Annotated in this window: 20 protein-coding genes; 16 read left to right on the top strand and 4 right to left on the bottom strand. The window is 72.2% G+C overall.

The window, feature by feature from the left end; all coding sequences use genetic code 11:
* The 4 genes from ACFWN1_RS19235 to ACFWN1_RS19220 all read right to left on the bottom strand — a co-directional run.
* Positions 1-2,259, bottom strand: a 2,259-nt coding sequence (locus tag ACFWN1_RS19235) for a transglutaminaseTgpA domain-containing protein (RefSeq protein ID WP_384363374.1), incomplete at its 3' end; no start/stop codon positions are given.
* Entirely contained in the window at positions 2,256-3,569 is a 1,314-nt protein-coding gene (locus ACFWN1_RS19230) for a DUF58 domain-containing protein (RefSeq protein ID WP_384363372.1), read from the bottom strand. The genes ACFWN1_RS19235 and ACFWN1_RS19230, both read right to left, overlap by 4 nt.
* Positions 3,569-4,645 carry an AAA family ATPase gene (locus ACFWN1_RS19225; RefSeq protein ID WP_384363370.1) on the bottom strand — a complete coding sequence of 359 codons (1,077 nt, stop codon included), beginning with the start codon at positions 4,643-4,645 and terminating at the stop codon, positions 3,569-3,571. Before ACFWN1_RS19225 ends, ACFWN1_RS19230 begins: the two co-directional genes overlap by 1 nt.
* Positions 4,646-4,868: 223 nt before the next feature.
* Positions 4,869-5,441: a beta-class carbonic anhydrase gene (locus ACFWN1_RS19220; protein WP_384363368.1), complete on the bottom strand. Its 573-nt coding sequence runs from the start codon at positions 5,439-5,441 to the stop codon at positions 4,869-4,871.
* Between the two features lie 417 nt (positions 5,442-5,858).
* Here ACFWN1_RS19220 and rsmH point away from each other — a divergent pair, with 417 nt between their 5' ends.
* The 16 genes from rsmH (at position 5,859) to ACFWN1_RS19140 (ending at position 23,752) form a co-directional block, all read left to right on the top strand.
* On the top strand, positions 5,859-6,815 hold the full coding sequence (gene rsmH, locus ACFWN1_RS19215) for a 16S rRNA (cytosine(1402)-N(4))-methyltransferase RsmH (RefSeq protein WP_384363366.1): 957 nt from the start codon (positions 5,859-5,861) through the stop codon (positions 6,813-6,815).
* Positions 6,816-6,858: 43 nt separating this feature from the next.
* Positions 6,859-7,395 carry a septum formation initiator family protein gene (locus ACFWN1_RS19210; protein WP_384363364.1) on the top strand — a complete coding sequence of 179 codons (537 nt, stop codon included), beginning with the start codon at positions 6,859-6,861 and terminating at the stop codon, positions 7,393-7,395.
* A 5-nt stretch (positions 7,396-7,400) separates the two neighbouring features.
* Complete coding sequence (locus ACFWN1_RS19205; RefSeq protein ID WP_384363362.1) at positions 7,401-9,350, top strand: peptidoglycan D,D-transpeptidase FtsI family protein; 1,950 nt, start codon at positions 7,401-7,403, stop codon at positions 9,348-9,350.
* A gap of 42 nt (positions 9,351-9,392) precedes the next feature.
* On the top strand, positions 9,393-11,078 hold the full coding sequence (locus tag ACFWN1_RS19200; protein WP_384363360.1) for a UDP-N-acetylmuramoyl-L-alanyl-D-glutamate--2,6-diaminopimelate ligase: 1,686 nt from the start codon (positions 9,393-9,395) through the stop codon (positions 11,076-11,078).
* 4 nt (positions 11,079-11,082) lie between these two features.
* Positions 11,083-12,498, top strand: a complete 1,416-nt coding sequence (gene murF, locus ACFWN1_RS19195; protein ID WP_384363358.1) for a UDP-N-acetylmuramoyl-tripeptide--D-alanyl-D-alanine ligase — start codon at positions 11,083-11,085, stop codon at positions 12,496-12,498.
* Positions 12,498-13,589: a phospho-N-acetylmuramoyl-pentapeptide-transferase gene (mraY, locus tag ACFWN1_RS19190; protein WP_384363376.1), complete on the top strand. Its 1,092-nt coding sequence runs from the start codon at positions 12,498-12,500 to the stop codon at positions 13,587-13,589. Before murF ends, mraY begins: the two co-directional genes overlap by 1 nt.
* Positions 13,571-15,013 carry a UDP-N-acetylmuramoyl-L-alanine--D-glutamate ligase gene (gene murD / locus ACFWN1_RS19185; protein WP_384363356.1) on the top strand — a complete coding sequence of 481 codons (1,443 nt, stop codon included), beginning with the start codon at positions 13,571-13,573 and terminating at the stop codon, positions 15,011-15,013. The genes mraY and murD overlap by 19 nt, the downstream gene beginning before the upstream one ends.
* Before the next feature lie 68 nt (positions 15,014-15,081).
* A complete protein-coding gene (ftsW, locus tag ACFWN1_RS19180; RefSeq protein WP_384363354.1) occupies positions 15,082-16,440 on the top strand; it encodes a putative lipid II flippase FtsW in 1,359 nt (452 codons plus the stop codon).
* Positions 16,441-16,446: 6 nt separating this feature from the next.
* Positions 16,447-17,535, top strand: a complete 1,089-nt coding sequence (gene murG, locus ACFWN1_RS19175) for an undecaprenyldiphospho-muramoylpentapeptide beta-N-acetylglucosaminyltransferase (protein WP_384363352.1) — start codon at positions 16,447-16,449, stop codon at positions 17,533-17,535.
* Positions 17,536-17,562: 27 nt separating this feature from the next.
* Positions 17,563-18,357, top strand: a complete 795-nt coding sequence (locus tag ACFWN1_RS19170; protein ID WP_384363350.1) for a cell division protein FtsQ/DivIB — start codon at positions 17,563-17,565, stop codon at positions 18,355-18,357.
* A gap of 276 nt (positions 18,358-18,633) precedes the next feature.
* On the top strand, positions 18,634-19,845 hold the full coding sequence (gene ftsZ, locus ACFWN1_RS19165; RefSeq protein WP_384363348.1) for a cell division protein FtsZ: 1,212 nt from the start codon (positions 18,634-18,636) through the stop codon (positions 19,843-19,845).
* Positions 19,842-20,570 (top strand): peptidoglycan editing factor PgeF, encoded by a 729-nt coding sequence (gene pgeF / locus ACFWN1_RS19160; RefSeq protein ID WP_384363346.1) that lies wholly within the window; start codon positions 19,842-19,844, stop codon positions 20,568-20,570. The genes ftsZ and pgeF overlap by 4 nt, the downstream gene beginning before the upstream one ends.
* Before the next feature lie 6 nt (positions 20,571-20,576).
* Complete coding sequence (locus ACFWN1_RS19155; RefSeq protein ID WP_384363344.1) at positions 20,577-21,296, top strand: YggS family pyridoxal phosphate-dependent enzyme; 720 nt, start codon at positions 20,577-20,579, stop codon at positions 21,294-21,296.
* 129 nt (positions 21,297-21,425) lie between these two features.
* Positions 21,426-22,067, top strand: coding sequence for a cell division protein SepF (gene sepF, locus ACFWN1_RS19150; RefSeq protein ID WP_384363342.1), 642 nt, complete (start codon positions 21,426-21,428; stop codon positions 22,065-22,067).
* 46 nt (positions 22,068-22,113) lie between these two features.
* Complete coding sequence (locus ACFWN1_RS19145; protein ID WP_030347861.1) at positions 22,114-22,404, top strand: YggT family protein; 291 nt, start codon at positions 22,114-22,116, stop codon at positions 22,402-22,404.
* A gap of 52 nt (positions 22,405-22,456) precedes the next feature.
* Complete coding sequence (locus ACFWN1_RS19140) at positions 22,457-23,752, top strand: DivIVA domain-containing protein (protein ID WP_384363340.1); 1,296 nt, start codon at positions 22,457-22,459, stop codon at positions 23,750-23,752.
* Positions 23,753-23,802 lie beyond the last annotated feature (50 nt).

Raw genomic sequence — 23,802 nt, 5'->3', positions numbered from 1 at the left:
CGCGAACAGGGCCCGCAGCCGCGTGGCCCGGCCGGCCGGGGCCGCCAGGCCGGCGATCACCCGGCGCACGTCCCCCGCGAGATCCGGGGCCTGCCGGGGCCGGGGCGCGTACAGCACCTGCTCCAGCGCGGTCGCCACCCGGTGCACCGCCGCCTCGGCCTCCCCGTCCAGCCGGCCCAGCCGCACGATCCGGGCCGCCGAACCGCGCGGCGTCAGCGAGCCGTCCGGTATCACCCCGAAGTCCCACGCGCTGTCGGCCAGCTCCCGCCACGCCGCCGGCGCCCGCTCCGCCGGGTCCGGTGACCCTCCGTCCAGCCGGCGCGCGCGCACCCTGGTCCGCCACAGCATCGGCGAGAGCGGGAGCACCACCAGCGCCGACGCGCCCAGCACGATCAGCGCCGCCCACAGCCCGCCCGACGGGCCCCCGCCCCCGCCCGGCGCCGCCACGGCGGCCGACGGCTCGGCACACGCGCCCGACGAGGCCGGTGTCGCGCAGTTCTCCCCGCGCGTCGCCGCCGCCGAAGGCTCCCTGGGCGCCCCGCGCGAGGGCAGATCCCGGTCCGGGCGCGCGCTGCTCGGCGCGTCCGGCTGGGTGTAGTCCGGGGTGGTGCCCCGCGTGGGCGTCGGCTCGAAACGGGTCCAGCCCACGCCCTCGAAGTACAGCTCCGGCCAGGCGTGCGCGTCCCTGAGGGTCACCGACACCGAACCGTCCCCCTGCGGGGTCCCCGGCGCGAAGCCGACCGCCACCCTGGCCGGAATCCCCAGCGTGCGGGCCATCGCCGCCATGGCGAAGGAGAAGTGCACACAGAACCCCTCCTTGCGCCGGAGGAAGTTGGCGATGGCGTTCGGACCTCGGCCCACCTGCACCTGGGTGTCGTACCGGAAGCCGCCGTCCACCGCGAACCAGTCCTGGAGCCGCACCGCCTCCTCGTAGTGGTCGCGCGCACCGGAGGTGACCTGCTCGGCCGTCCGCGCCACCACGTCCGGCAGCCGGGCCGGCACCCGGGTGTACTCCCGCTCCAGCGCGGCCGGCGGCTTCGGGGCGTCGGCCAGCTGCTTCGCGGTCGGCCGCAGATCCAGGCTGGTCACCTGGTACGTCTGGCCCCGCGTGGTCTGACCCCGGTCGCCGACCAGCGTCATCCCGACCGGCTCGTAACGCCAGTTGCCGTCGATCCTCACCCCGCTCGGCGGATACGGCATCGGCAGCCAGTCCTGCGCGTACCAGTCCGCGGCCGTGATCACCGTGCGCAGCGTGGACCGTTTCACGTCGTCACCCAGGCCCGCCGGGGCCGGGAAGCTCCCCGGCACCGCCGCGATCTTCCGCTGGGAAGGCTTCCAGTCGGTGCCGTCGAAGTCGTCCAGAGAAACTATCCGCACATACATGTCCGGCACCTCGCCGGAGCTGGGCCGCAGGGAGAGCACCTCGCGGTCGTCGTCCACGTTCAGACTGTCCCGCAGCGACACCAGCGGGTTCACCGCCGAGATCGTGCCGCCCCGGCCGTTGCCCGCGCCGCCGCCCGGCCCCGCCCCGCCCAGCAGGCCGCCGTGCAGCGTCGGCAGGGCCAGCGGCACCGCCAGGGCCACGCCCAGCGCCACCGCGCCGATCCGGCGGCCGGTGCGCGCCGGTGCCGTCACCGCGCCCACCGGGGCACCCGAGCGCGAGGTGCCGCCGAACACCCGGCCCCACTGCGCGAGCCGCTCCCGGCCCTCCGCCAGCAGCAGCATCAGATAACCGCCCGCCGCCACCAGGAACCACAGCCAGTCCGCGCCCCCGTGCGACAGCCCCGCCGCCACCGAGTACAGCGCCAGCAGCGGCAGCCCCGCCGGAGCCGCCCGCCGGAAGGTCACCGCGAGGGTGTCCACCAGCAGATGCACCAGCAGCACCCCGCCGACCAGCAGCATCTTGATGCCGTCCGTGAGCGGCGCCGGGATCGCGAACTGATTCACGTCGTCCGCGCCCTGCCCCAGCAGCGCCCCGAACCGCAGGAACGCGTCCGGACCCGGCAGCAGCCCGCCCAGTGCCTCGCCCCGCGCGAAGACCAGCGTCAGCAGCACCAGCGTCACCAGCACTTGCGTCAGCAGCGTCAGCGACCGGGACAGCGGAATCCGGCGGGCCGCGATGCCCACCCCCGTCTGCGTGGCCACCAGCAGCGCCGACAGCATGAGCCAGACGGGCCCGTCGACCAGCGGCAGCAGCGCGCAGGCCGCCATCAGTGTGGCCGCCGCCGCGCACAGCGCCAGTCGTGCCCGCCCGCTCATCCCCGTGCCTTCCCGCTCAGCGCGGCCTGACCCGACCGCTCCCGGTCCGCCTGCCGCCACAGCTCCTCCAGCGAGGCCCCCTGCGGCACGCCCAGCGCCGTCCAGCCGGCCTCCCGCAGCACCCGCAGCCGCTGGGGCAGCGGGCCGTCCGGCTCCGGCACCCCCGCCGGCTTGCCCGTCCAGCCGTCCGGGTCCAGCACGAAGGCGACCGCGCCGCCCCGGCGCCGCATCCGCGCCACCGAGGCCGCCTGCGGGCCGTCGAGATCCCCGAGGAAGGCGACCAGCAGCCCGTCGTGCCCCTCGCGCAGCACGTCGTACGCGCCTGCCAGGTCGGTGCCGTCGGAGTGGTCGATCACCGCGAGGGTGTCCATCATCAGCGCGGCCGCCGCCGCCCGCTCATGGCCCGAACCGCCCTCGCCGGACACCGTGACCCCGAAATCCGTCAGCAGCCGCACCGAGAACCCCCGCTCCAGCAGATGCGCCACCACCGAGGCGGCCCCCGACACCGCCCACTCGAATGCCGAGCCGGGGCCCGCGCCCTCGTAGGCCACCGCGCGGGTGTCCAGCAGCACCGTGCAGCGCGAGCGCCGGGGCTGCTCCTCGCGGCGCACCATCAGCTCGCCGTGCCGGGCGGTGGAGCGCCAGTGCACCCGGCGCAGGTCGTCGCCGTGCCGGTAGCCGCGCGGGATCACGTCGTCCTCGCCGGCCAGCGCGAGCGAACGCTGCCGCCCGTCGCCGTGCCCCAGGGCCTCCCCGCCGAAGCGCACCGGCGGCAGCGGCTCCACGCGCGGCAGCACCGTCAGCGTGTCGTACGCCGAGAAGGACCGGGTCAGCTCGCACAGCCCGAACGGGTCGCTCAGCCGCACCTGGAGCGGCCCGAGCCGGTACCTGCCGCGCAGGTCCGAGCGCACCCGGTAGGACACCTCGCGGTGACCGCCCGGCTCGATCCGGTCCAGCACGAAACGCGGGCGGGGCCCCAGTACGTACGGCACCCGGTCCTGGAGCATCAGCAGGCCGGTGGGCAGCCGGGAGACGTTGTCCACCCGCAGCCACACCCTTGCCTCCCCGGTCGCCGGCACCCGCGTGGGCGCCAGGCCGCGTTCGGCGGTCACCCGGTGCCGGGTGCGGTGCAGGACGGTCGCGCAGATCAGCGGCAGCACCGTCAGCAGCAGGCCCACCCGCAGCAGATCGTCCTGGCCGAGCACATAGGCGCAGATCGCGGCCGCGATCCCGGCGGCCAGGAAGGAGCGCCCGCGGGTGGTGAGCCCCGACAGCGTCGCACGCACCCCGCCCCGCCCCCCGGCGGACATCACAGACCCCTGGTACGCGGATGCCGCGGGGGATACGCCGCCGGGACGTCCAGGCCGTCGTAACCGCTCTGCCGTCCGGCGGTGGGCACGGGGGTGCGCTGGATGATCTCCCGCACCACGTCCTCGGCCGTCCGGCCGTTCAGCTGGGCCTCCGAGGTGGGCAGCAGCCGGTGGGCCAGGACGGCGGGGGCGAGCGCCTGAAGATCGTCCGGCAGCGCGTACTCCCGGCCCTCCAGGGCGGCGGACGCCTTCGCCGCGCGCAGCAGATGCAGCGTCGCGCGCGGGGAGGCGCCGAGTCTGACATCGGAGTGGACGCGGGTGGCGGCGACCAGCTCCACCGCGTACCGCCGCACCGCCTCCGAGACGTGCACCGCGCGCACCGTCTCGATCAGCTTCACGATCTCGTGCGCGTGCGCCACCGGCTGCAGGTCCTGGAGCGGTGAGGCACCGCCGTGCACGTCCAGCATCCGCAGCTCGGCCTCGACGCTGGGATAGCCCACGGAGACCCGCGCCATGAAACGGTCACGCTGCGCCTCGGGCAGCGGATAGGTGCCCTCCATCTCGACGGGGTTCTGCGTCGCCACCACCATGAAGGGGTTCGGCAGTTCATAGCTGTGGCCGTCGATGGTGACCTGCCGCTCCTCCATGGACTCCAGCAGCGCCGACTGGGTCTTGGGCGAGGCGCGGTTGATCTCGTCGCCGATCACGATCTGCGCGAAGATCGCACCCGGCTTGAACTCGAAGTCACCCTCCCGCTGGTCCCAGATGGACACCCCCGTGATGTCCGAGGGCAGCAGGTCCGGCGTGAACTGGATGCGCCGCACCGAACAGTCGATGGACCGCGCCAGCGCCTTGGCCAGCATCGTCTTGCCCACACCGGGGACATCCTCGATCAGCAGATGCCCCTCGGCGAGCAGCACGGTCAGCGCGAGCCGGACGACCTCGGGCTTGCCCTCGATCACTTCCTCCACCGAAGCGCGCACACGCTCCGCGGTGGCGGTCAGCTCACGCCCCGCCCCCGACTCCGCCCGAGCGGGGACGCCCCCCTGGCTCGCCCGATCGTCATAGGTCGTCACCCGGCCCTCCTCGGCCCGTCATCACTCAGGGCCTGCGCACGCGAGCGCGGCCGGCCCACCCCGGAACAGCGACGCCGCGCGGACCAGGCCGCGCGCCGTCACACCCGCATTCTTGCCGCCGTCACGGATTCGTGTCACCGCCTGTGGACAACTGCCCCCACGATGCCGGGCTTGCGGTCCTTTCGCCCCCGTCCACAGGGCTCGACAGCGGCCCGCCGAAGTGTCAGGCCGACTTCGCGGAGCCGCCCTCGGCCGGGTCGATCTCGCGCAGCAGACCGGTGCGCACGTCGAAGACGAAACCGCGTACGTCATCGGTGTGCAGCAGGAACGGCGAGGTGCGCACCCGCTGCATCGACTGCCGCACGTCCTGGTCCACGTCCCGGAACGCCTCCACCGCCCACGCCGGGCGCTGGCCCACCTCCATCTCCAGCTCGTGCCGGAACTCCTCGGTGAGGGACTCGAGGCCGCACCCGGTGTGGTGGATCAGGACCACACTGCGGGTGCCGAGCGCGCGCTGACTGATGGTCAGCGAGCGGATCACGTCGTCGGTGACCACGCCGCCCGCGTTACGGACGGTGTGACAGTCGCCCAGCTCCAGGCCGAGCGCGGCGTGCAGGTCGAGGCGGGCGTCCATGCAGGCGACGACGGCGACCTGGAGCACCGGACGCGCGTCCATGCCCGGGTCGGTGAACTCGTTCGCATAGGCCTCGTTGGCGTCGACCAGGCGGTCCGTCACACTGCCGCCACCCGTCATGGCGCCGTCGGACCCGGTGGAAACTGCTGCGGAAGTCGTCATGGACCCGACGTTACTGGTCACCGGTGGGCACGGCCTGCTGTGGACGGCCACAAAGAAAGACATCGCGGCTTGTTGTGAGCTAACCCACACGGAGCGCCGACCTCCGCCGGACGGGTGAATCCCGGCGAATCGAGTGTCCGCCCGCGAAGCCGTACGCGACGCGCAGGCCGGTTGATTGACCGCGACACAGGGTGGACTAAAGTGACGCGAAGCGGGAGGCGCGGCTCTTCCCGCTGGTGAAACCCCCGGAGATCCCGGCATCCGCCCGGACCGTCTCCCCGCGTGCGCGGCGCGTACGTGCGGCTCGGCCTCCTCCCGCTCCCGGCCGCCCGACGCTTCCGGCGCCGGCGGGCCTCCCCTTCCCGGAGCGGGCGGGGACCCGGCGGTGCGTACCGCCCGCCGGAATGAGAGGCCCCCTTGACCGAGAGTCGACACGTCCCGGTGATGCTCCATCGGTGCCTGGACCTGCTGGCACCCGCCCTGGAGCGGCCGGGAGCGGTGGTCGTCGACTGCACCCTCGGCCTCGGCGGCCACAGCGAGGCACTGCTGACCCGCTTCCCCGAGGCCCGGCTGATCGGCCTCGACCGCGACAAGGAGGCCCTGCGCCTCTCCGGTGGACGCCTCGCCCCCTTCGGTGACCGCGCCACCCTCGTGCACGCCGTCTACGACGAACTCCCCGAGGTGCTGGACCGCCTGGGCATCCCGGGCGTCCAGGGCGTCCTCTTCGACCTCGGCGTCTCCTCCATGCAACTGGACGAGGCCGGCCGAGGCTTCGCCTACGCGCAGGACGCCCCGCTCGACATGCGCATGGACCAGACGACCGGTATCAGCGCCGCCGAGGTCCTCAACACCTACCCGGCCGGTGAACTGGTCCGCATCCTGCGCGCGTACGGCGAGGAGAAGCAGGCCAGGCGGATCGTCTCGGCGATCGTCCGCGAGCGCGAGAAGGAGCCGTTCACCGACAGCGCCCGTCTGGTCGAGCTGATCCGGGACGCCCTGCCGCAGGCCGCCAAGCGCACCGGCGGCAACCCGGCCAAGCGGACCTTCCAGGCCCTGCGCATCGAGGTCAACGGCGAACTGTCCGTGCTGGAGCGGGCCGTACCGGCCGCCGTGAAGGCCCTCGCGGTCGGCGGGCGCATCGCGGTGCTGTCGTACCAGTCGCTGGAGGACCGCCTGGTCAAGCAGGTGTTCGCGGCCGGCGCCGCCAACACCGCCCCACCCGGGCTGCCCGTCGTGCCCGAGCGCTACCAGCCCCGGCTCAAGCTCCTCACCCGCGGTGCCGAACTTCCCACCGAGGAGGAGATCGCCGAGAACCGCCGGGCCGCCCCGGCCAGGTTCCGGGGTGTCGAGCGCATCAGGGGGGACGCCGAGTGAGCGGACGGGACCGGCCGGGCACGCGGACCCGCCGGGAGGGACAGTGAGCGGCAAGCCCGCACCCCGGGGGAGGGCGGCCCGGCTCGCCCGGCTCATCCCCGCGGGCCGCGCCCGCGCGGCCCGCACCCCCTTCGTCCTCCTCGTCGTCCTGCTCCTCGGCGGCGGCCTCCTCGGCCTGCTGGTGCTCAACTCCGCGCTCAGCGAAGGGTCGTTCGAGCTGGACGACATACAGCACCGGACCAAGAGCCTCACCGACGAGGAACAGGCCCTCCAGAGGGACATCGACGCCTACTCCGCGCCCGACGCCCTCCAGCGCCGCGCCCGCGAACTCGGCATGGTCCCCGGCGGCGACCCCGCCTTCCTCGGCCCCGACGGCAGCGTCAAGGGCGTCCCCAGCGCCGCCCCCCGCTCCGCCGCCCGCACCGGCCCCCGCGCCCCCGAGGCGCTGACCGCCATCCCCAGCCCGGCCCCGGCGACGCCGACCGCTCCGCCCATCACCCCGGCCGGCCCCGCCGCCACGACTCCCGCGCCGGGCGGCGCCCTGCGCGCCGCCCCCACCACCCCGACCCCCGGCAGGTGACGGAAGTGTCCGACAGGCAAGCGCCGCGCCGCCGTGTGCCCGGACCCGCGAGGCCGCCCCGCCCCCGGGGCGCGGCCCCCCGCCGCCCCGGTCCCGGAGCCCGCCCCGCCCGCCGCCCCTACGGCGGCCGCCCCCCGGCCAAGCCCGCCCTGCGGCTCGGCAGCCCCCGGCCCCGGCTGCGCCTGGTCGGTCTCGCCCTCGCCCTGGTGCTGACCGCCTTCACCGTGCGCCTGCTCCAGGTGCAGGCGGTGAACGCGAGCACCTACTCCGCCAAGGCGGAGCAGAACCGCTACGTGGCCCACACCCTCACCGCCGAGCGCGGCGGCATCACCGACCGCGACGGCATCGCCCTCGCCGTCAGCGAGGACGCCTACGACATCACCGCCGACCCCGCGATGTTCGCCGGCGAACAGCTCAAGATCTCCGACGGGCCCGAGCAGGCCGCCGCGCTGCTCGCGCCGATCCTCGGCCAGGACCAGGAAGCGCTGGTCAAGAAGCTCCGCCCGGCCGACAAGCAGTCCCGCTACGCCCGGCTCGCCTCCCGGCAGACCCCGCAGGTCTGGAAGCAGATCAAGGACCTCAAGGCCGCCTTCGTCAAGAAGGGCACCACCAACGTGCTCGCCGGGGTCTTCGCCGACCCCAGCAGCCAGCGCGTGTACCCCAACAAGGAGCTGGCCGCCGGGATACTGGGCTGGGTCAACAACGAGGGCCGGGGCGGCGGCGGTATCGAGCAGCAGCTGGACAAGCAGCTCTCCGGCAAGGACGGCAAGATCCGCTACGCCCAGTCCGGCGGCCGTGAGGTGCCCACCGCGGGCTCCACCGAGACGCCCGCCGTGCCCGGCAGCGACGTCGAGCTGACCATCGACCGCGACATCCAGTGGGCCGCGCAGCACGCGATCTCCGAGCAGGTGAGGAAGTCGAAGGCGGACCGGGGCTACGTCATCGTCCAGGACACCGCCACCGGCCAGATCCTCGCCATGGCCAACTCGCCCGGCTTCGACCCCAACGACCTGTCCACGGCCGACTCCGCCGCCATGGGCAACCCCGCCCTCCAGGACGCGTACGAACCCGGCTCCACCGCCAAGGTGATGTCCATGGCGGCCGTGCTGGAGGAGAACGCGGCCACCCCGCTCACCCATGTCGTCGTACCCAACCGGCTGCACCGGGGCGACCGGCTCTTCCAGGACGACGTCGACCACGCCACCTGGTACCTCACCCTCAACGGCGTGCTGGCCAAGTCCAGCAACATCGGCACCATCCTCGCCACCGGCCAGCTCGGCAAGACCCAGCGGGCGGCCAACGACACCCTCTACTCCTACCTGCGCCACTTCGGCATCGGCCGCTACACCGGGCTCGGTTTCCCCGGCGAGACACCGGGCATCCTCGCGCCCGCCGCCAAGTGGTCCACCTCGCAGCAGTACACGATCCCCTTCGGCCAGGGCTTCTCCATCAACGCCGTGCAGGCCGCCTCCGTCTACTCCACGATCGCCAACGGCGGGGTCCGCGTCGCACCCACCCTGGTACGCGGCACCAAGGGCGCCGACGGCCGCTTCGCCCCGGCGCCCAGGCCCGCGAAGACCCGTGTGGTCAGCGAGAGGACCGCGAAGACCGTCGCCCAGATGCTGGAGTCCGTGGTCGACGACGAGCAGGGCACCGGTATCAAGGCCCGCATCCCCGGCTACCGGGTCGCGGGCAAGACCGGCACCGCCAACCGCGTCGATCCGGCCACCGGGAGGTACCACGGCTACACCTCGTCCTTCGCCGGCTTCGCCCCCGCGGACAAGCCCCGCGTCACCGTCTACTGCGCCATCCAGAACGCCACCTCCGGCAGCTACTTCGGCGGCCAGATCTGCGGTCCGGTCTACAAGCAGGTGATGGAGTTCGCGCTGAAGACCATGCAGGTCCCGCCGACCGGAGCGAAGGCCGCCGCCCTGCCCGTCTCGTACCAGCCCTGACCCGCCCCACCGGCCCAGGCAACGACCACCAGGAACGAGCCCGTGACCACGATCACCCCCGACGACGGGAACCGAGGGACCCCCCGCACCGCCCGCGGGCCCCGTTTTAGCTCCGGGGCGGGTACTCCCGGTACGCTCACCGCCGTGCCACACGCTGATCAGTCCCAAACCACTCAGAAGGGCGCTTCCGTGACAAATCCGGGACCGCCGCGACCGGTTCAGGTCTCCGCCACCCCCCTCGCGGAACTCGCCGGTCAGCTGGGTACCGCCGCGCCCGCCGCGCCCGCCGAGTCCGCCGATACCGGGGTCACCGGCATCACCCACGACTCCCGGGCCGTGCGCCCCGGCGACCTGTACGCCGCCCTGCCCGGCGCCCGGCTGCACGGCGCCGACTTCGCCACCGAGGCCGTCGGCCTCGGCGCCGTCGCCGTGCTCACCGACCCGGCGGGCCGCGACCGCGCCGCCGCGACCGGACTTCCGGTCCTGGTCGTCGAGGACCCGCGCGCGGAGATGGGCGAACTGGCCGCCACCCTCTACGGCCGGCCCGGCCGGGACATGCTCCAGATCGGCATCACCGGCACCTCCGGCAAGACCACCACCGCCTACCTGGTCGAGGGCGGCCTGAAGGCGGCCGGCCGCGCCACCGGCCTGGTCGGTACCGTCGAGACCCGCATCGGCGAGACGCGCATCAAGTCCGAGCGCACCACCCCCGAAGCCACCGACCTCCAGGCCCTGTTCGCCGTCATGCGCGAGCGCGGCACGGACGCCGTCGCCATGGAGGTCTCCAGCCACGCCCTGGTCCTCGGCCGGGTCGACGGCTGCGTCTTCGACATCGCGGTCTTCAACAACCTCAGCCCGGAGCACATGGAGTTCCACTCCGGCATGGAGGACTACTTCCAGGCCAAGGCGAGCCTGTTCACCCCCGAGCGCAGCAGGCTCGGCGTGGTCAACGCCGACGACGAGTACGGCCGCCGGCTCGCCGGCGAGGCCGGCGTCCCGGTGATCACCTTCTCCGCCGAGGGCCACCCGGACGCCGACTGGCGCGCCGAGGACGTCCAGATCGGCCCCATGGACTCCACGTTCACCGCGCGTGGCCCGAAGGGTGAGCGGGTGCACGCCCGTTCGCCGCTGCCCGGTCCGTTCAACGTGGCCAACACCCTCGCCGCGCTGGCCGCCCTCGCCGCCGCCGGTATCGACCCGCAGACCGCCGCCGACGGCATCGCCGCCGTGCCCGGCGTCCCCGGCCGCCTGGAGCGCGTCGACGCCGGACAGCCCTACCTCGCCGTCGTCGACTACGCGCACAAGACCGACGCGGTCGAGTCGGTGCTCAAGGCGCTGCGCAAGGTCACCAAGGGCCGGCTGCACCTGGTGCTCGGCTGCGGCGGCGACCGCGACCGCACCAAGCGCCGCCCGATGGGCGCGGCCGCGGCCCGGTACGCCGACACGGCCGTACTGACCTCCGACAACCCCCGCTCCGAGGACCCGCTCGCGATCCTGGCGACCATGCTCGAAGGCGCCGCCTCCGTCCCCGCGCACGAGCGGGGCGAGGTGCTGCTGTTCGAGGAGCGGGGCGCCGCCATCGCCGCCGCCGTGGGCCGTGCCGCCGCCGGTGACACCGTGCTGGTCGCGGGCAAGGGCCACGAGCAGGGCCAGGACATCGCCGGTGTGATCCGTCCCTTCGACGACCGCCAGGTGCTCCGCGAAGCTATCCAGAACACCCAGGGATGAACTTGTGATCGCCCTCTCCCTCGCCGAGATCGCAGCTGTCGTCGGCGGGCAGACACACGACATACCGGACACGTCCGTCCAGGTCACCGGACCGGTCGTCCGGGACTCCCGCGAGGTGGTGCCCGGCACCCTGTTCGTCGCCTTCGCCGGCGAGCGGGTGGACGGCCACGACTTCGCCGCGAGCGTCGTCGAGGCGGGCGCGGTCGCCGTACTGGCCGCGCGGCCCGTCGGCGTGCCCGCGATCGTCGTGGACGACGTACAGGAGGCTCTCGGCGCCCTCGCCCGGCATGTCGTCGAACGGCTCGGCGCGACCCTCGTCGCCCTGACCGGCTCGGCCGGCAAGACCAGCACCAAGGACCTCATCGCCCAGGTGCTCGGCGGCAAGGCGCCCACCGTGTTCACGCCCGGCTCGCTCAACAACGAGATCGGGCTGCCGCTGACCGCCCTGTCCGCCACCGAGGAGACGAAGTTCCTCGTGCTGGAGATGGGCGCCCGCGGCATCGGGCACATCCGCTACCTGGCCGGACTCACCCCGCCGAAGGTCGGGCTGGTGCTCAACGTGGGCAGCGCCCACATCGGCGAGTTCGGCGGCCGGGAGCAGATCGCCCAGGCCAAGGGCGAGTTGGTGGAGAGCCTGCCGCCGGCTGCGGAGGGCGGCGCGGCGATCCTCAACGCCGACGACCCGCTGGTGCGCGCGATGGCCTCCCGTACCAAGGCGAAGGTGGTCCTTTTCGGAGAGTCGGCCGAAGCGGACGTACGGGCGGAGAACGTACGACTCACGGACAGCGGACAGCCCTCCTTCAGGCTTCACACACCCTCCGGTGCAAGCGATGTGACCATGCGCCTGTACGGTGAGCACCACGTGTCGAACGCGCTCGCCGCGGCCGCCGTCGCCCATGAGCTGGGCATGTCCGCAAGTGAGATCGCCTCCGCGCTCTCCGGCGCGGGCACCCTCTCCCGCTGGCGCATGGAGGTCACCGAGCGCCCGGACGGCGTGACCATCGTCAATGACGCCTACAACGCCAACCCCGAGTCCATGCGGGCCGCCCTCAAGGCGCTCGTGGCCATGGGCAAAGGGCGCCGCACGTGGGCGGTGCTCGGCAAGATGGCCGAGCTGGGGGACGAGGCTCTCGCCGAGCACGACGCGGTCGGACGGCTCGCCGTCCGGCTCAACGTCAGCAAGCTCGTCGCGGTCGGTGGCATCGAAGCCTCCTGGCTGCAACTGGGCGCATACAACGAGGGTTCGTGGGGTGAGGAGTCGGTGCACGTGTCCGACGCACAGGCGGCGATCGATCTTTTGCGCAAGCAGTTGCGTCCGGGGGACGTCGTGCTGGTGAAGGCGTCCCGGTCGGTGGGGCTGGAGAGCGTCGCGCAGACGCTCGCCGAGGCCGGTACCGAGGGTGAGGGTGCCGCCCGATGATGAAGCAGATCCTGTTCGCAGGAGTCATTGGTCTGTTCCTGACCCTGATCGGCACCCCGCTGCTGATCAAGCTGCTGGCCCGCAAGGGCTACGGCCAGTACATCCGGGACGACGGCCCGCGCGAGCACGCCAGCAAGCGCGGAACGCCGACGATGGGCGGCATCGCCTTCATCCTGGCGACCGTGGCCGCCTACTTCCTGTCCAAGCTGTTCACGAGCTGGACCACGGAAGACGTCACGGCCACCCCGACCTACACCGGCCTGCTGGTGCTGGGCCTGATGGCCGGCATGGGCATCGTCGGCTTCCTCGACGACTACATCAAGATCGTCAAGCGGCGCTCGCTCGGTCTGCGGGCCAAGGCGAAGATGGCCGGCCAGCTCATAGTCGGCATCGGATTCGCCGTCCTCGCCCTCCAGTTCCCGGACAACCGGGGCAACACGCCGGCCTCCACCAAGCTGTCGTTCATCACCGACTTCGGGTGGACCATCGGGCCCGTGCTGTTCGTGGTCTGGGCGCTGTTCATGATCCTCGCCATGTCCAACGGCGTGAACCTCACCGACGGTCTGGACGGCCTGGCCACCGGCGCCTCCGTGCTCGTCTTCGGCGCCTACACCTTCATCGGCGTCTGGGAGTTCCAGGAGTCCTGCGCCAACGCCGTGACCCTGACCAACCCGGCCGCCTGCTACGAGGTGCGCGACCCGCTGGACCTCGCGGTGATCGCCTCCGCCCTGATGGGCTCCTGCCTGGGCTTCCTGTGGTGGAACACCTCCCCGGCGAAGATCTTCATGGGCGACACCGGCTCGCTCGCCCTCGGCGGTGTCCTCACCGGCCTGGCCATCCTCTCCCGCACGGAGCTGCTGGTGGCCATCATGGGCGGCCTGTTCGTCCTCATCACCATGTCGGTCGTCATCCAGGTCGGCTCCTTCCGGCTCACCGGCAGGCGCGTCTTCCGGATGGCACCGCTCCAGCACCACTTCGAACTCAAGGGCTGGTCCGAGGTCCTTGTCGTGGTCCGCTTCTGGATCATCCAGGGCATCTGCGTCATCGTCGGACTGGGCCTCTTCTACGCGGGATGGGCAGCGGACAAGTGACCTCCTCGGTGCCTTCGGGGCCCAGCGAATTCCAGGGCAAGCACGTCACCGTCGCCGGACTCGGCATCTCCGGCCTGCCGGCCGCGAAGGCGCTGCACGCGCGCGGGGCGATCGTCACGGCCGTCAACGACGGCGACGACGCCCGCGCCCGCGAGCAGGCCGCGGAACTGGAGGCGCTCGGCATCACCGTCCGCCTCGGCGACGGCGCGACCCTGCCCGAAGGCACCGAGCTGATCGTCACCGCCCCCGGCTGGCAGCCGGACAAGCCGCTGTTCCGCGCCGCCGGGCAGGCGGGCGTCCCCGTCTGGGGCGACGTCGAACTGGCCTGGCGCCTGCGCGGCCCCGACGCGGCCCCCTGGCTCGCCGTCACCGGCACCAACGGCAAGACCACGACCGTGCGGATGCTCGCCGCCATCCTGAAGGCGGCGGGCCTGCGCACGGCCGCGGTCGGCAACATCGGCGTCTCCCTGCTGGACGCCGTTCTCGGCGACGAGCAGTACGACGTGCTCGCCGTCGAGCTGTCCAGCTACCAGCTGCACTGGGCGCCCTCCCTGCGCGCCCACTCGGGCGCCGTCCTCAACCTCGCCCCGGACCACCTCGACTGGCACGGCTCCATGGACGCCTACGCCGCCGACAAGGGCCGTGTCTACGAGGGCAACAAGGTCGCCTGCGTCTACAACGTGGCCGACCCCCGCACCGAGCACCTGGTGCGCGAGGCCGACGTCGAAGAGGGCTGCCGCGCGGTCGGGTTCACGCTCCAGGCGCCCGCCGTGTCCCAACTCGGCGTCGTGGACGGCATCCTGGTCGACCGCGCCTTCGTTGCGAACCGGCAGAAGAACGCGCAGGAGCTGGCCGAGGTCTCCGACGTCGACCCGCCCGCCCCGCACAACATCGCCAACGCCCTCGCCGCGGCGGCCCTCGCGCGCTCCTTCGGGGTTCCCGCGCAGGCGGTGCGTGACGGACTGCGCGCCTTCAAGCCCGACGCCCACCGCATCGCCCACGTCGCCGACGTGGAAGGGGTGGCGTACGTGGACGACTCCAAGGCGACCAACACCCATGCGGCGGAAGCCTCGTTGGCCGCCTACGAGCCGATCGTGTGGATCGCGGGCGGACTTGCCAAGGGCGCCGAGTTCGACGAGCTGGTGGCCAACTCCGCGAAGCGGCTGCGGGGAGTCGTACTGATCGGCGCCGACCGCGCACTGATCCGCGAGGCCCTCGCGCGACACGCCCCGGAAGTACCCGTCGTGGACCTCGACCGGACCGACACTGGGGCGATGCTCCAGGCGGTGACGGAGGCGAAGCGGCTGGCCCGGCCGGGCGACACGGTCCTGCTGGCCCCGGCCTGCGCCTCCATGGACATGTTCACCAACTACAACCAGCGCGGCGACGCGTTCGCGGCCGCCGTCCGCGAACTCGGCGCCTGACCCCGGCCGCCCGTGCCGGGCGGATTGGGAGGGACGCGTGGGACGGCCGACGTTCAGCGGAGGCGTTGATGCCCAGTAGCCGTACCGGACGGCCGCCCGTACAGCGGGCGGCCCGTCCCGCACCCCCGAGGACCGCGCGCGACAACCCCCTGCGGCACCTGCGCACCCGCGCGCGCAAGGCGTGGGACCGGCCGCTGACCGCCTACTACCTGATCCTGGGCGGCAGCATGCTGATCACCGTCCTGGGCCTGGTGATGGTCTACTCGGCGTCCCAGATCACCGCGCTGCAGCTCTCGTTGCCCGGCTCGTTCTTCTTCCGCAAGCAGTTCCTCGCCGCGCTCATCGGCGGGGCGCTGCTGTTCGCCGCCTCCCGCATGCCGGTCAGGCTGCACCGGGCGCTGGCCTACCCGATCCTGGCCGCAGCCGTGTTCTCCATGGCCCTGGTGCAGGTGCCCGGGATAGGGATGTCGGTCAACGGCAACCGGAACTGGATCTCGCTCGGCGGCTCCTTCCAGATCCAGCCCAGCGAGTTCGGCAAGCTCGCCCTGGTGCTGTGGGGCGCCGACCTGATCGCCCGCAAGCAGGACAGGAAGCTGCTGACCCAGTGGAAGCACATGCTGGTCCCGCTGGTGCCGGTCGCCTTCCTGCTGCTCGGGCTGATCATGCTCGGCGGGGACATGGGCACGGCGATCATCCTCACCGCGATCCTCTTCGGCCTGCTCTGGCTCGCCGGGGCCCCGACCCGGCTCTTCGCCGGGGTGCTGTCGGTGGCGGCGCTGATCGGTGTGATCCTCATCAGGACCAGCCCCAACCGGATGGCCCGCCTCGCCTGCATCGGCGCCACCGAGCCCAAGGCGGGCGCCGCCGACTGCTGGCAGGCCGTACACGGCATCTACGCCCTGGCCTCGGGGGGGATCTTCGGTTCCGGGCTGGGCGCCAGCGTGGAGAAATGGGGCCAACTACCCGAAGCCCACACGGACTTCATCTTCGCCATCACAGGTGAGGAACTGGGTCTGGCGGGCACGCTGTCGGTACTGGCCCTGTTCGCGGCTCTAGGCTATGCGGGTATCCGCGTGGCCGGACGCACGGAGGACCCCTTCGTGAGGTATGCCGCGGGAGGCGTGACGACGTGGATCATCGCCCAGGCGGTGATCAACATCGGTGCGGTGCTCGGCCTGCTGCCGATCGCCGGCGTCCCGCTCCCGCTGTTCTCCTACGGAGGGTCCGCCCTGCTGCCGACCATGTTCGCCATCGGACTGCTGATCGCCTTCGCGCGTGACGAGCCCGGTGCGCGGGCGGCACTCGCGATGCGGCAGCCCCGCTTCGGCAGGAAGCGGGCGGCAGGCTCCCGTGCCGAGCGGGTGCCACGGAGATGGAACACGATGCGACGGCGTGCCCCGGTGGCACGCTCGTCCGGAGAGCGGTGAATTTCGGTGCATGTCGTACTCGCCGGCGGGGGTACCGCGGGCCACATCGAGCCCGCGCTCGCCCTCGCGGACGCCCTGCGCAGGCAGGACCCCACCGTGGGGATCACGGCCCTGGGCACGGAGCGCGGTCTGGAGACCCGGCTCGTCCCGGAGCGCGGCTACGAGCTGGCGCTGATCCCGGCGGTGCCGCTGCCGCGCAAGCCCACCCCCGAGCTGATCACCGTGCCGGGGCGGCTGCGCGGCACGATCAAGGCGGCCGAGCAGATCCTGGAGCGCACCAAGGCGGACGCGGTCGTCGGCTTCGGCGGCTACGTCGCGCTGCCCGGCTACCTGGCCGCCAAGCGCCTGGGCGTGCCCATCGTGATCCACGAGGCCAACGCCCGCCCCGGCCTGGCCAACAAGATCGGCTCCCGCTACGCGGCCCGGGTCGCGGTCTCCACGCCGGACAGCAAGCTGCGTGACGCCCGCTACATCGGCATCCCGCTGCGCCGCTCCATCGCCACCCTGGACCGAGCCGCCGTACGCCCCGAGGCCCGTGCCCGCTTCGGGCTCGACCCCAACCTGCCCACCATGCTCGTCTCCGGCGGCTCCCAGGGCGCCCGGCGCCTCAACGAGGTCGTCCAGCAGGTCGCGCCCTGGCTCCAGCAGGCCGGCATCCAGATCCTGCACGTGGTCGGCCCGAAGAACGAACTGCCGCAGGTGCAGCAGATGCCGGGTATGCCCCCGTACATCCCGGTAAGTTACCTGGACCGGATGGACCTCGCGTACGCCGCGGCCGACATGATGCTCTGCCGCGCGGGCGCGATGACCGTCGCCGAACTCACCGCCGTCGGGCTCCCGGCCGCCTACGTCCCGCTGCCCATCGGCAACGGCGAACAGCGGCTGAACGCCCAGCCGGTGGTCAAGGCCGGGGGTGGACTCCTCGTGGACGACGCGGAACTGACGCCGGAGTGGGTGCAGCAGAACGTGCTCCCGGTCCTCGCCGACCCGCACCGCCTCTACGAGATGTCCCGCGCCGCCGGTGAGTTCGGCCGCCGGGACGCCGACGACCTGCTCGTCGGCATGGTGTACGAGGCCATCGCCGCCGGCCGTTAGGCACGGCACGACGAAGGGACAGCGAGCGTGGCCGGTTCGACCACCGCCGAGCGCGGTGAACGCCAGCAGGAGTCGGCCGGCCCGCCGCCCGTCCGCCGATGGAGGCGCCCCCGGCTTGGTGTGATCATCGCATCGGCGGTGTCGCTGGCCCTGTTGGGCGCCGGTTCCGTCTGGGTGCTCTACGGCTCCGAGTGGCTGCGCGTGCGGCACGTCTCGGTCTCCGGCACTCGGGTGCTCACCCCGGCCGAGGTCCGCGCGGCCGCCGCCGTGCCGGTCGGCGCCCCGCTGGTCTCGGTCGACACCGACGCCGTCCAGGCGCGCCTGCGGGGGAAGTTGCGCCGGGTCGACACCGTCGAGGTCGCCCGGTCCTGGCCGCACGGCATCACCCTGAAGCTCACCGAGCGCACCCCGGTGCTGCTCGCACGCGAGAACGGCAGATTCACCGAGATCGACGACGAAGGCGTAGCCTTCGCCACCACGGGGAAGGCGGCCAGGGGTGTACCGATGCTCGAACTCGACGTTTCCCGGAAGGGATCGAGTGCCGCCAGCCTGCGCCGCTTCGGCGCCGGACGTCTCGTGCGCGAGGCGGTCCGGGTGGCGGGCGGTCTCCCGGCCGCCGTCGCCCGGGACACCCGGACCGTCCGCGTCGGCTCCTTCGACGGCATCACGCTGGAGTTGGGGCACGGGCGCACCGTTGAGTGGGGAAGCGGGGAGCAGGGCCGCGCCAAGGCGCGGGCCCTCACAGCTCTCATGAAAGCAGCTCCCGGCGCCTGGCACTTCGATGTGAGCGTACCCACCGCCCCCGCGTCAGCAGGGAGTTGACGCGCATCAGCGCAGGCCAGCACCCTGGTTGGGCGCTGCTACGGCTGATCACATAGGGTGAAAAGAAAAACGGGAGGTTCGGCGTGTTCGTTGAACGGGCGCCGCTTGTCGACTTAGTGTCCTGTTCAGAAGACTCCAGGGAACAGACACACTGGTAACCCTAAACTTCAGCGTTAGGGTTCGGGTCGGCGTTCGGACCGTCCCAATTCGGCATCCGTCGTCCCGGTCGGGAAACGCCCGGCGCGACAACGTAATTCGAGGCGAGAGGCCTTCGACGTGGCAGCACCGCAGAACTACCTCGCAGTCATCAAGGTCATCGGTGTCGGCGGCGGTGGTGTCAATGCCATCAACCGGATGATCGAGGTCGGCCTCAAGGGCGTCGAGTTCATCGCCATCAACACCGATGCCCAGGCGCTGTTGATGAGCGACGCCGACGTCAAGCTGGACGTCGGCCGTGAACTCACCCGCGGACTCGGCGCGGGCGCCAACCCGGCCGTCGGCCGCAAGGCCGCCGAGGACCACCGCGAGGAGATCGAGGAGGTCCTCAAGGGGGCCGACATGGTCTTCGTGACCGCCGGAGAGGGCGGCGGCACCGGCACCGGCGGCGCTCCCGTCGTGGCCAACATCGCCCGCTCGCTGGGCGCCCTCACCATCGGCGTGGTCACCCGCCCGTTCACCTTCGAGGGACGGCGCCGCGCCAACCAGGCCGAGGACGGCATCGCCGAGCTGCGCGAAGAGGTCGACACCCTCATCGTGATTCCCAACGACCGGCTGCTGTCCATCTCGGACCGCCAGGTCTCGGTCCTGGACGCGTTCAAGTCCGCCGACCAGGTCCTGCTCTCCGGTGTCCAGGGCATCACCGACCTCATCACCACCCCCGGTCTGATCAACCTCGACTTCGCCGACGTCAAGTCGGTCATGTCCGAGGCCGGTTCGGCCCTCATGGGCATCGGCTCGGCCCGCGGCGACGACCGCGCGGTGGCCGCCGCCGAGATGGCGATCTCCTCGCCGCTGCTGGAGGCGTCCATCGACGGCGCCCGGGGTGTCCTGCTCTCCATCTCCGGCGGCTCCGACCTCGGCCTGTTCGAGATCAACGAGGCCGCCCAGCTGGTCAGCGAGGCCGCCCACCCCGAGGCCAACATCATCTTCGGCGCGGTCATCGACGACGCCCTCGGCGACGAGGTGCGGGTCACCGTGATCGCGGCCGGGTTCGACGGCGGCCAGCCCCCCGCCCGCCGGGACAACGTCCTCGGCTCGGCCTCCTCCAGCTCCCCGGCCGCGCGTCGCGAGGAGCCCGCAGCGGCGCGTCAGCAGCAGCCGGAGAGCCGCCCGAGCTTCGGCTCGCTGGGCAGCGTCACCCCGAAGGAGGAGCCGGAGCCGGCCCCCGAGCCGGTGGCCGAGCTCCCGGTGGCCCCGCCGGTGCCGCCGTCCCGTACCTACGCGGACAGCGCGGCCGAGGAGCTGGACGTGCCGGACTTCCTGAAGTGATAGGACAGCGCGAGACCGTGAGCGGCGCGCACTTCGCCTTCACCGACAGGTGGGGCGGGGTGAGCGCCGCTCCGTATGCGCAGCTCAACCTCGGCGGCGCGGTCGGTGACGACCCCGGCGCCGTGCGGACCAACCGCGAACTGACCGCCAGGGCGCTGGGTGTGGACCCGGCGCGGGTGGTCTGGATGAACCAGGTGCACGGCGCGGACGTCGTGGTCGTGGACGAGCCGTGGGGCGAGAACCCGGTGCCGGAGGTCGACGCGATCGTCACCGCCCGGCGCGGACTGGCCCTCGCCGTCCTCACCGCCGACTGCGTACCGGTCCTGCTCGCCGACCCCGTCGCGGGCGTCGTCGCCGCGGCGCACGCGGGCCGGCCCGGCGTGCTGGCCGGGGTCGTCCCGGCCGCCGTGCGCGCGATGACCCGGCTCGGCGCCGAGCCCGGCCGGATCGTCGCCCGCACCGGCCCCGCCGTGTGCGGCCGGTGCTACGAGGTGCCGGAGGCGATGCGCGCCGAGGTGGCCGCCGCCGAACCGGCGGCGCACGCCGAGACGAGCTGGGGCACTCCGGCCGTCGACGTGAGCGCCGCGGCGCACGCGCAACTCGACCGGCTCGGCGTGCGCGACCGGGAGCAGTCCCCGTTCTGCACAAAGGAGTCGGACGATCACTTCTCGTACCGCCGCGACCGCTCCACCGGGCGGCTCGCCGGCTATGTGTGGCTGGACTGATGGGGTATGACGGACCGTAGGACCGAACTCACCGAGAACCTCGCACAGGTGGAGGAACGCATCGCCGCCGCGTGCGCGGCCGCGGGACGGGCACGGGACGAGGTGACCCTGATCGTGGTCACCAAGACCTACCCGGCCGACGACGTACGGCTGCTGGCGGAGCTGGGGGTGCGTCATGTCGCCGAGAACCGGGACCAGGACGCGGCACCGAAGTACGCCGAGTGCGCGGATCTGCCGCTGGAATGGCACTTCGTGGGCCAGTTGCAGACCAATAAGGTCCGCTCCGTGGCCGGTTATGCCGATGTCGTGCAGTCCGTCGACCGGGACCGGCTCGTCACCGCCCTTTCCAGGGAGGCCGTGCGGACCGGGAGCGAGATCGGCTGCCTCATCCAGGTCGCGCTGGACGCGGGGGCGAGCGGCCGGGGCGAGCGCGGCGGGATCGCGCCGGACGGGATCGCGGAGTTGGCCGCCCTGATCGCCGGCTCGCCCGGACTGCGCCTGGACGGCCTGATGACCGTCGCGCCGCTCACCGGGGAGTACGCGGGACGCGAACGCGCCGCGTTCGAACGGCTCGTGGATTTGTCGACCGACCTGCGCCGGACCCATCCTGCTGCGACCATGGTGTCCGCAGGGATGAGCGCGGACCTGGAGGAGGCCGTGGCGGCCGGGGCGACACATGTGCGCGTCGGCAGCGCGGTACTCGGAGTCCGCGCCAGGCTCGGGTAACGTCGCCAGGAAGTCGGACCACAGTAGAAAATATGGTCAATGTCCGCCGAAAGCGGACGTAACGACCGAGTGGATCGCGGGCACTTGGCAGTCGTCACCCGATCCACCACAGAGCGGAGGACTCAGAGCATGGCCGGCGCGATGCGCAAGATGGCGGTCTACCTCGGCCTCGTGGAGGACGATGGGTACGACGGCCGGGGTTTCGACCCCGACGACGACTTCGAGCCCGAACTGGACCCGGAGCCCGAGCGGGACCACAGACGGCATGAGCCGACTCACCAGCCGCACAGTGCACATGTGTCCCAAAGGGATGAATCGGTGCGAGTGGTGCAGCCTCCGGCGCAACGCGAACCGGTGTCCCATTCACCGGCGCTGACCGCGGAATCGGGGCGCCCGGCGCGCATCGCGCCCGTGGCGTCCATCACACAAGAACGTCATTCCCTGGAGAAGAACGCGCCGGTGATCATGCCCAAGGTCGTGTCGGAACGAGAGCCGTACCGCATCACCACGCTGCACCCGCGGACCTACAACGAGGCCCGTACCATCGGGGAACACTTCCGTGAGGGCACCCCGGTGATCATGAATCTGACCGAGATGGACGACACCGACGCGAAGCGACTTGTCGACTTTGCCGCAGGTTTGGTGTTTGGACTTCACGGCAGTATCGAACGGGTGACGCAGAAGGTCTTCCTGTTGTCTCCTGCTAACGTCGATGTCACGGCGGAGGACAAGGCCCGCATCGCAGAGGGCGGGTTCTTCAACCAGAGCTGAAGACACACCGGAAGACGCACGGAGCAGGGGAGAGGGAAGCACAGCCATGAGCGTGTTCGCGCAGGTGATCTACATCGCGCTGATGGTCTTTCTCGTCGTCCTGATCTTCCGGCTGGTCATGGACTACGTCTTCCAGTTCGCCCGCTCGTGGCAACCCGGCAAGGCGATGGTGGTCGTACTGGAGGCCACCTACACTGTCACCGATCCACCGTTGAAGCTTCTGCGGCGATTCATCCCGCCGTTGCGGCTCGGGGGCGTGGCACTCGACCTGTCCTTCTTCGTTCTGATGATCATCGTCTACATCCTCATCTCCGTCGCGGGGAGCTTCGTGCGATGAGAGTGGACGATACGGTCTTGCCGACTGCCGATGACTACGTTGAGGTGAAGAGATGCCGTTGACCCCCGAGGACGTGCGGAACAAGCAGTTCACGACCGTCCGCCTCCGAGAAGGCTATGACGAGGACGAGGTCGATGCCTTCCTCGACGAGGTCGAAGGTGAGCTGACCCGTCTTCTCCGTGAGAACGAGGATCTGCGCGCCAAGCTGGCCGCCGCCACCCGGGCCGCCGCGCAGAACCAGCAGAACATGCGCAAGCCCCCGGAGCAGCAGGACCAGCAGCAGGGCATGCGCGGTCCGGGCGCACCGGTACCCGCCGGCATATCGGGCCCGCCGCAGCAGCAGATGGGTGGCCCCATGGGTGGCCCGCCCCAGCTGCCGAGCGGTGCCCCGCAGCTCCCCGCCGGTCCCGGCGGACAGGGCGGCCCGCAGGGTCCCGGCCCCATGGGCCAGGGCCAGATGGGCCCCGGCGGCCCGATGGGCCAGGGTCAGGGACAGATGGGCCAGGGCCAGATGGGTCCCGGCCCGATGGGCCAGGGTCCTATGGGCCAGGGTCCGATGGGTCAGGGTCCTATGGGCCAAGGTCCGATGGGTCAGGGTCCGATGGGCCAAGGTCCCGGTCCCATGGGTCAGGGTCCCGGTCCGATGGGCCAGGGCCAGATGGGCGGCCAGCCGCCCATGCAGCAGCTGGGCGGCCCCATGGGCGGTCCGATGGGCGGTCCCGGCATGCCGGGCCAGGGTGCTCCCGGCGGCGACAGCGCCGCGCGTGTCCTCTCGCTGGCCCAGCAGACCGCCGACCAGGCGATCGCCGAGGCCCGTTCGGAGGCCAACAAGATCGTCGGTGAGGCCCGCAGCCGCGCCGAGGGTCTGGAGCGCGACGCCCGTGCCAAGGCCGACGCCCTGGAGCGGGACGCGCAGGAGAAGCACCGCGTCGCCATGGGCTCCCTAGAGTCCGCGCGCGCCACGCTGGAGCGCAAGGTCGAGGATCTGCGCGGCTTCGAGCGCGAGTACCGGACGCGTCTGAAGTCGTACCTGGAGTCGCAGCTGCGTCAGCTGGAGACCCAGGCCGACGACTCGCTCGCTCCGCCGCGCGCTCCGGCCGCCGCCTCCCTCCCGCCGTCCCCGGCGCCCTCGATGGCTCCGGCCGGCGCGAGCGCCCCGTCCTACGGTGGCGGCAACCAGGGCATGGGTGGCCCCCAGTCGCCCGTCGGCCCGTCCTACGGAGGCCAGCAGCAGATGACGCCGGCCATGACCCAGCCGATGGCTCCGGTCCGGCCGCAGGGCCCGTCCCCGATGGGCCAGGCGCCCTCGCCGATGCGTGGGTTCCTGATCGACGAGGACGACAACTGACGGCCGCGCACGGCCTTTAGTACGCCACAGGCGTCGGCAGCGTTCAGGGC

The organism is Streptomyces sp. NPDC058459, assembly GCF_042721685.1.
Taxonomy (GTDB): Bacteria; Actinomycetota; Actinomycetes; order Streptomycetales; family Streptomycetaceae; genus Streptomyces.
The sequence above is the reverse complement of the archived record's forward strand: the minus strand, read 5'-3'. Positions and strand labels throughout refer to the sequence as shown.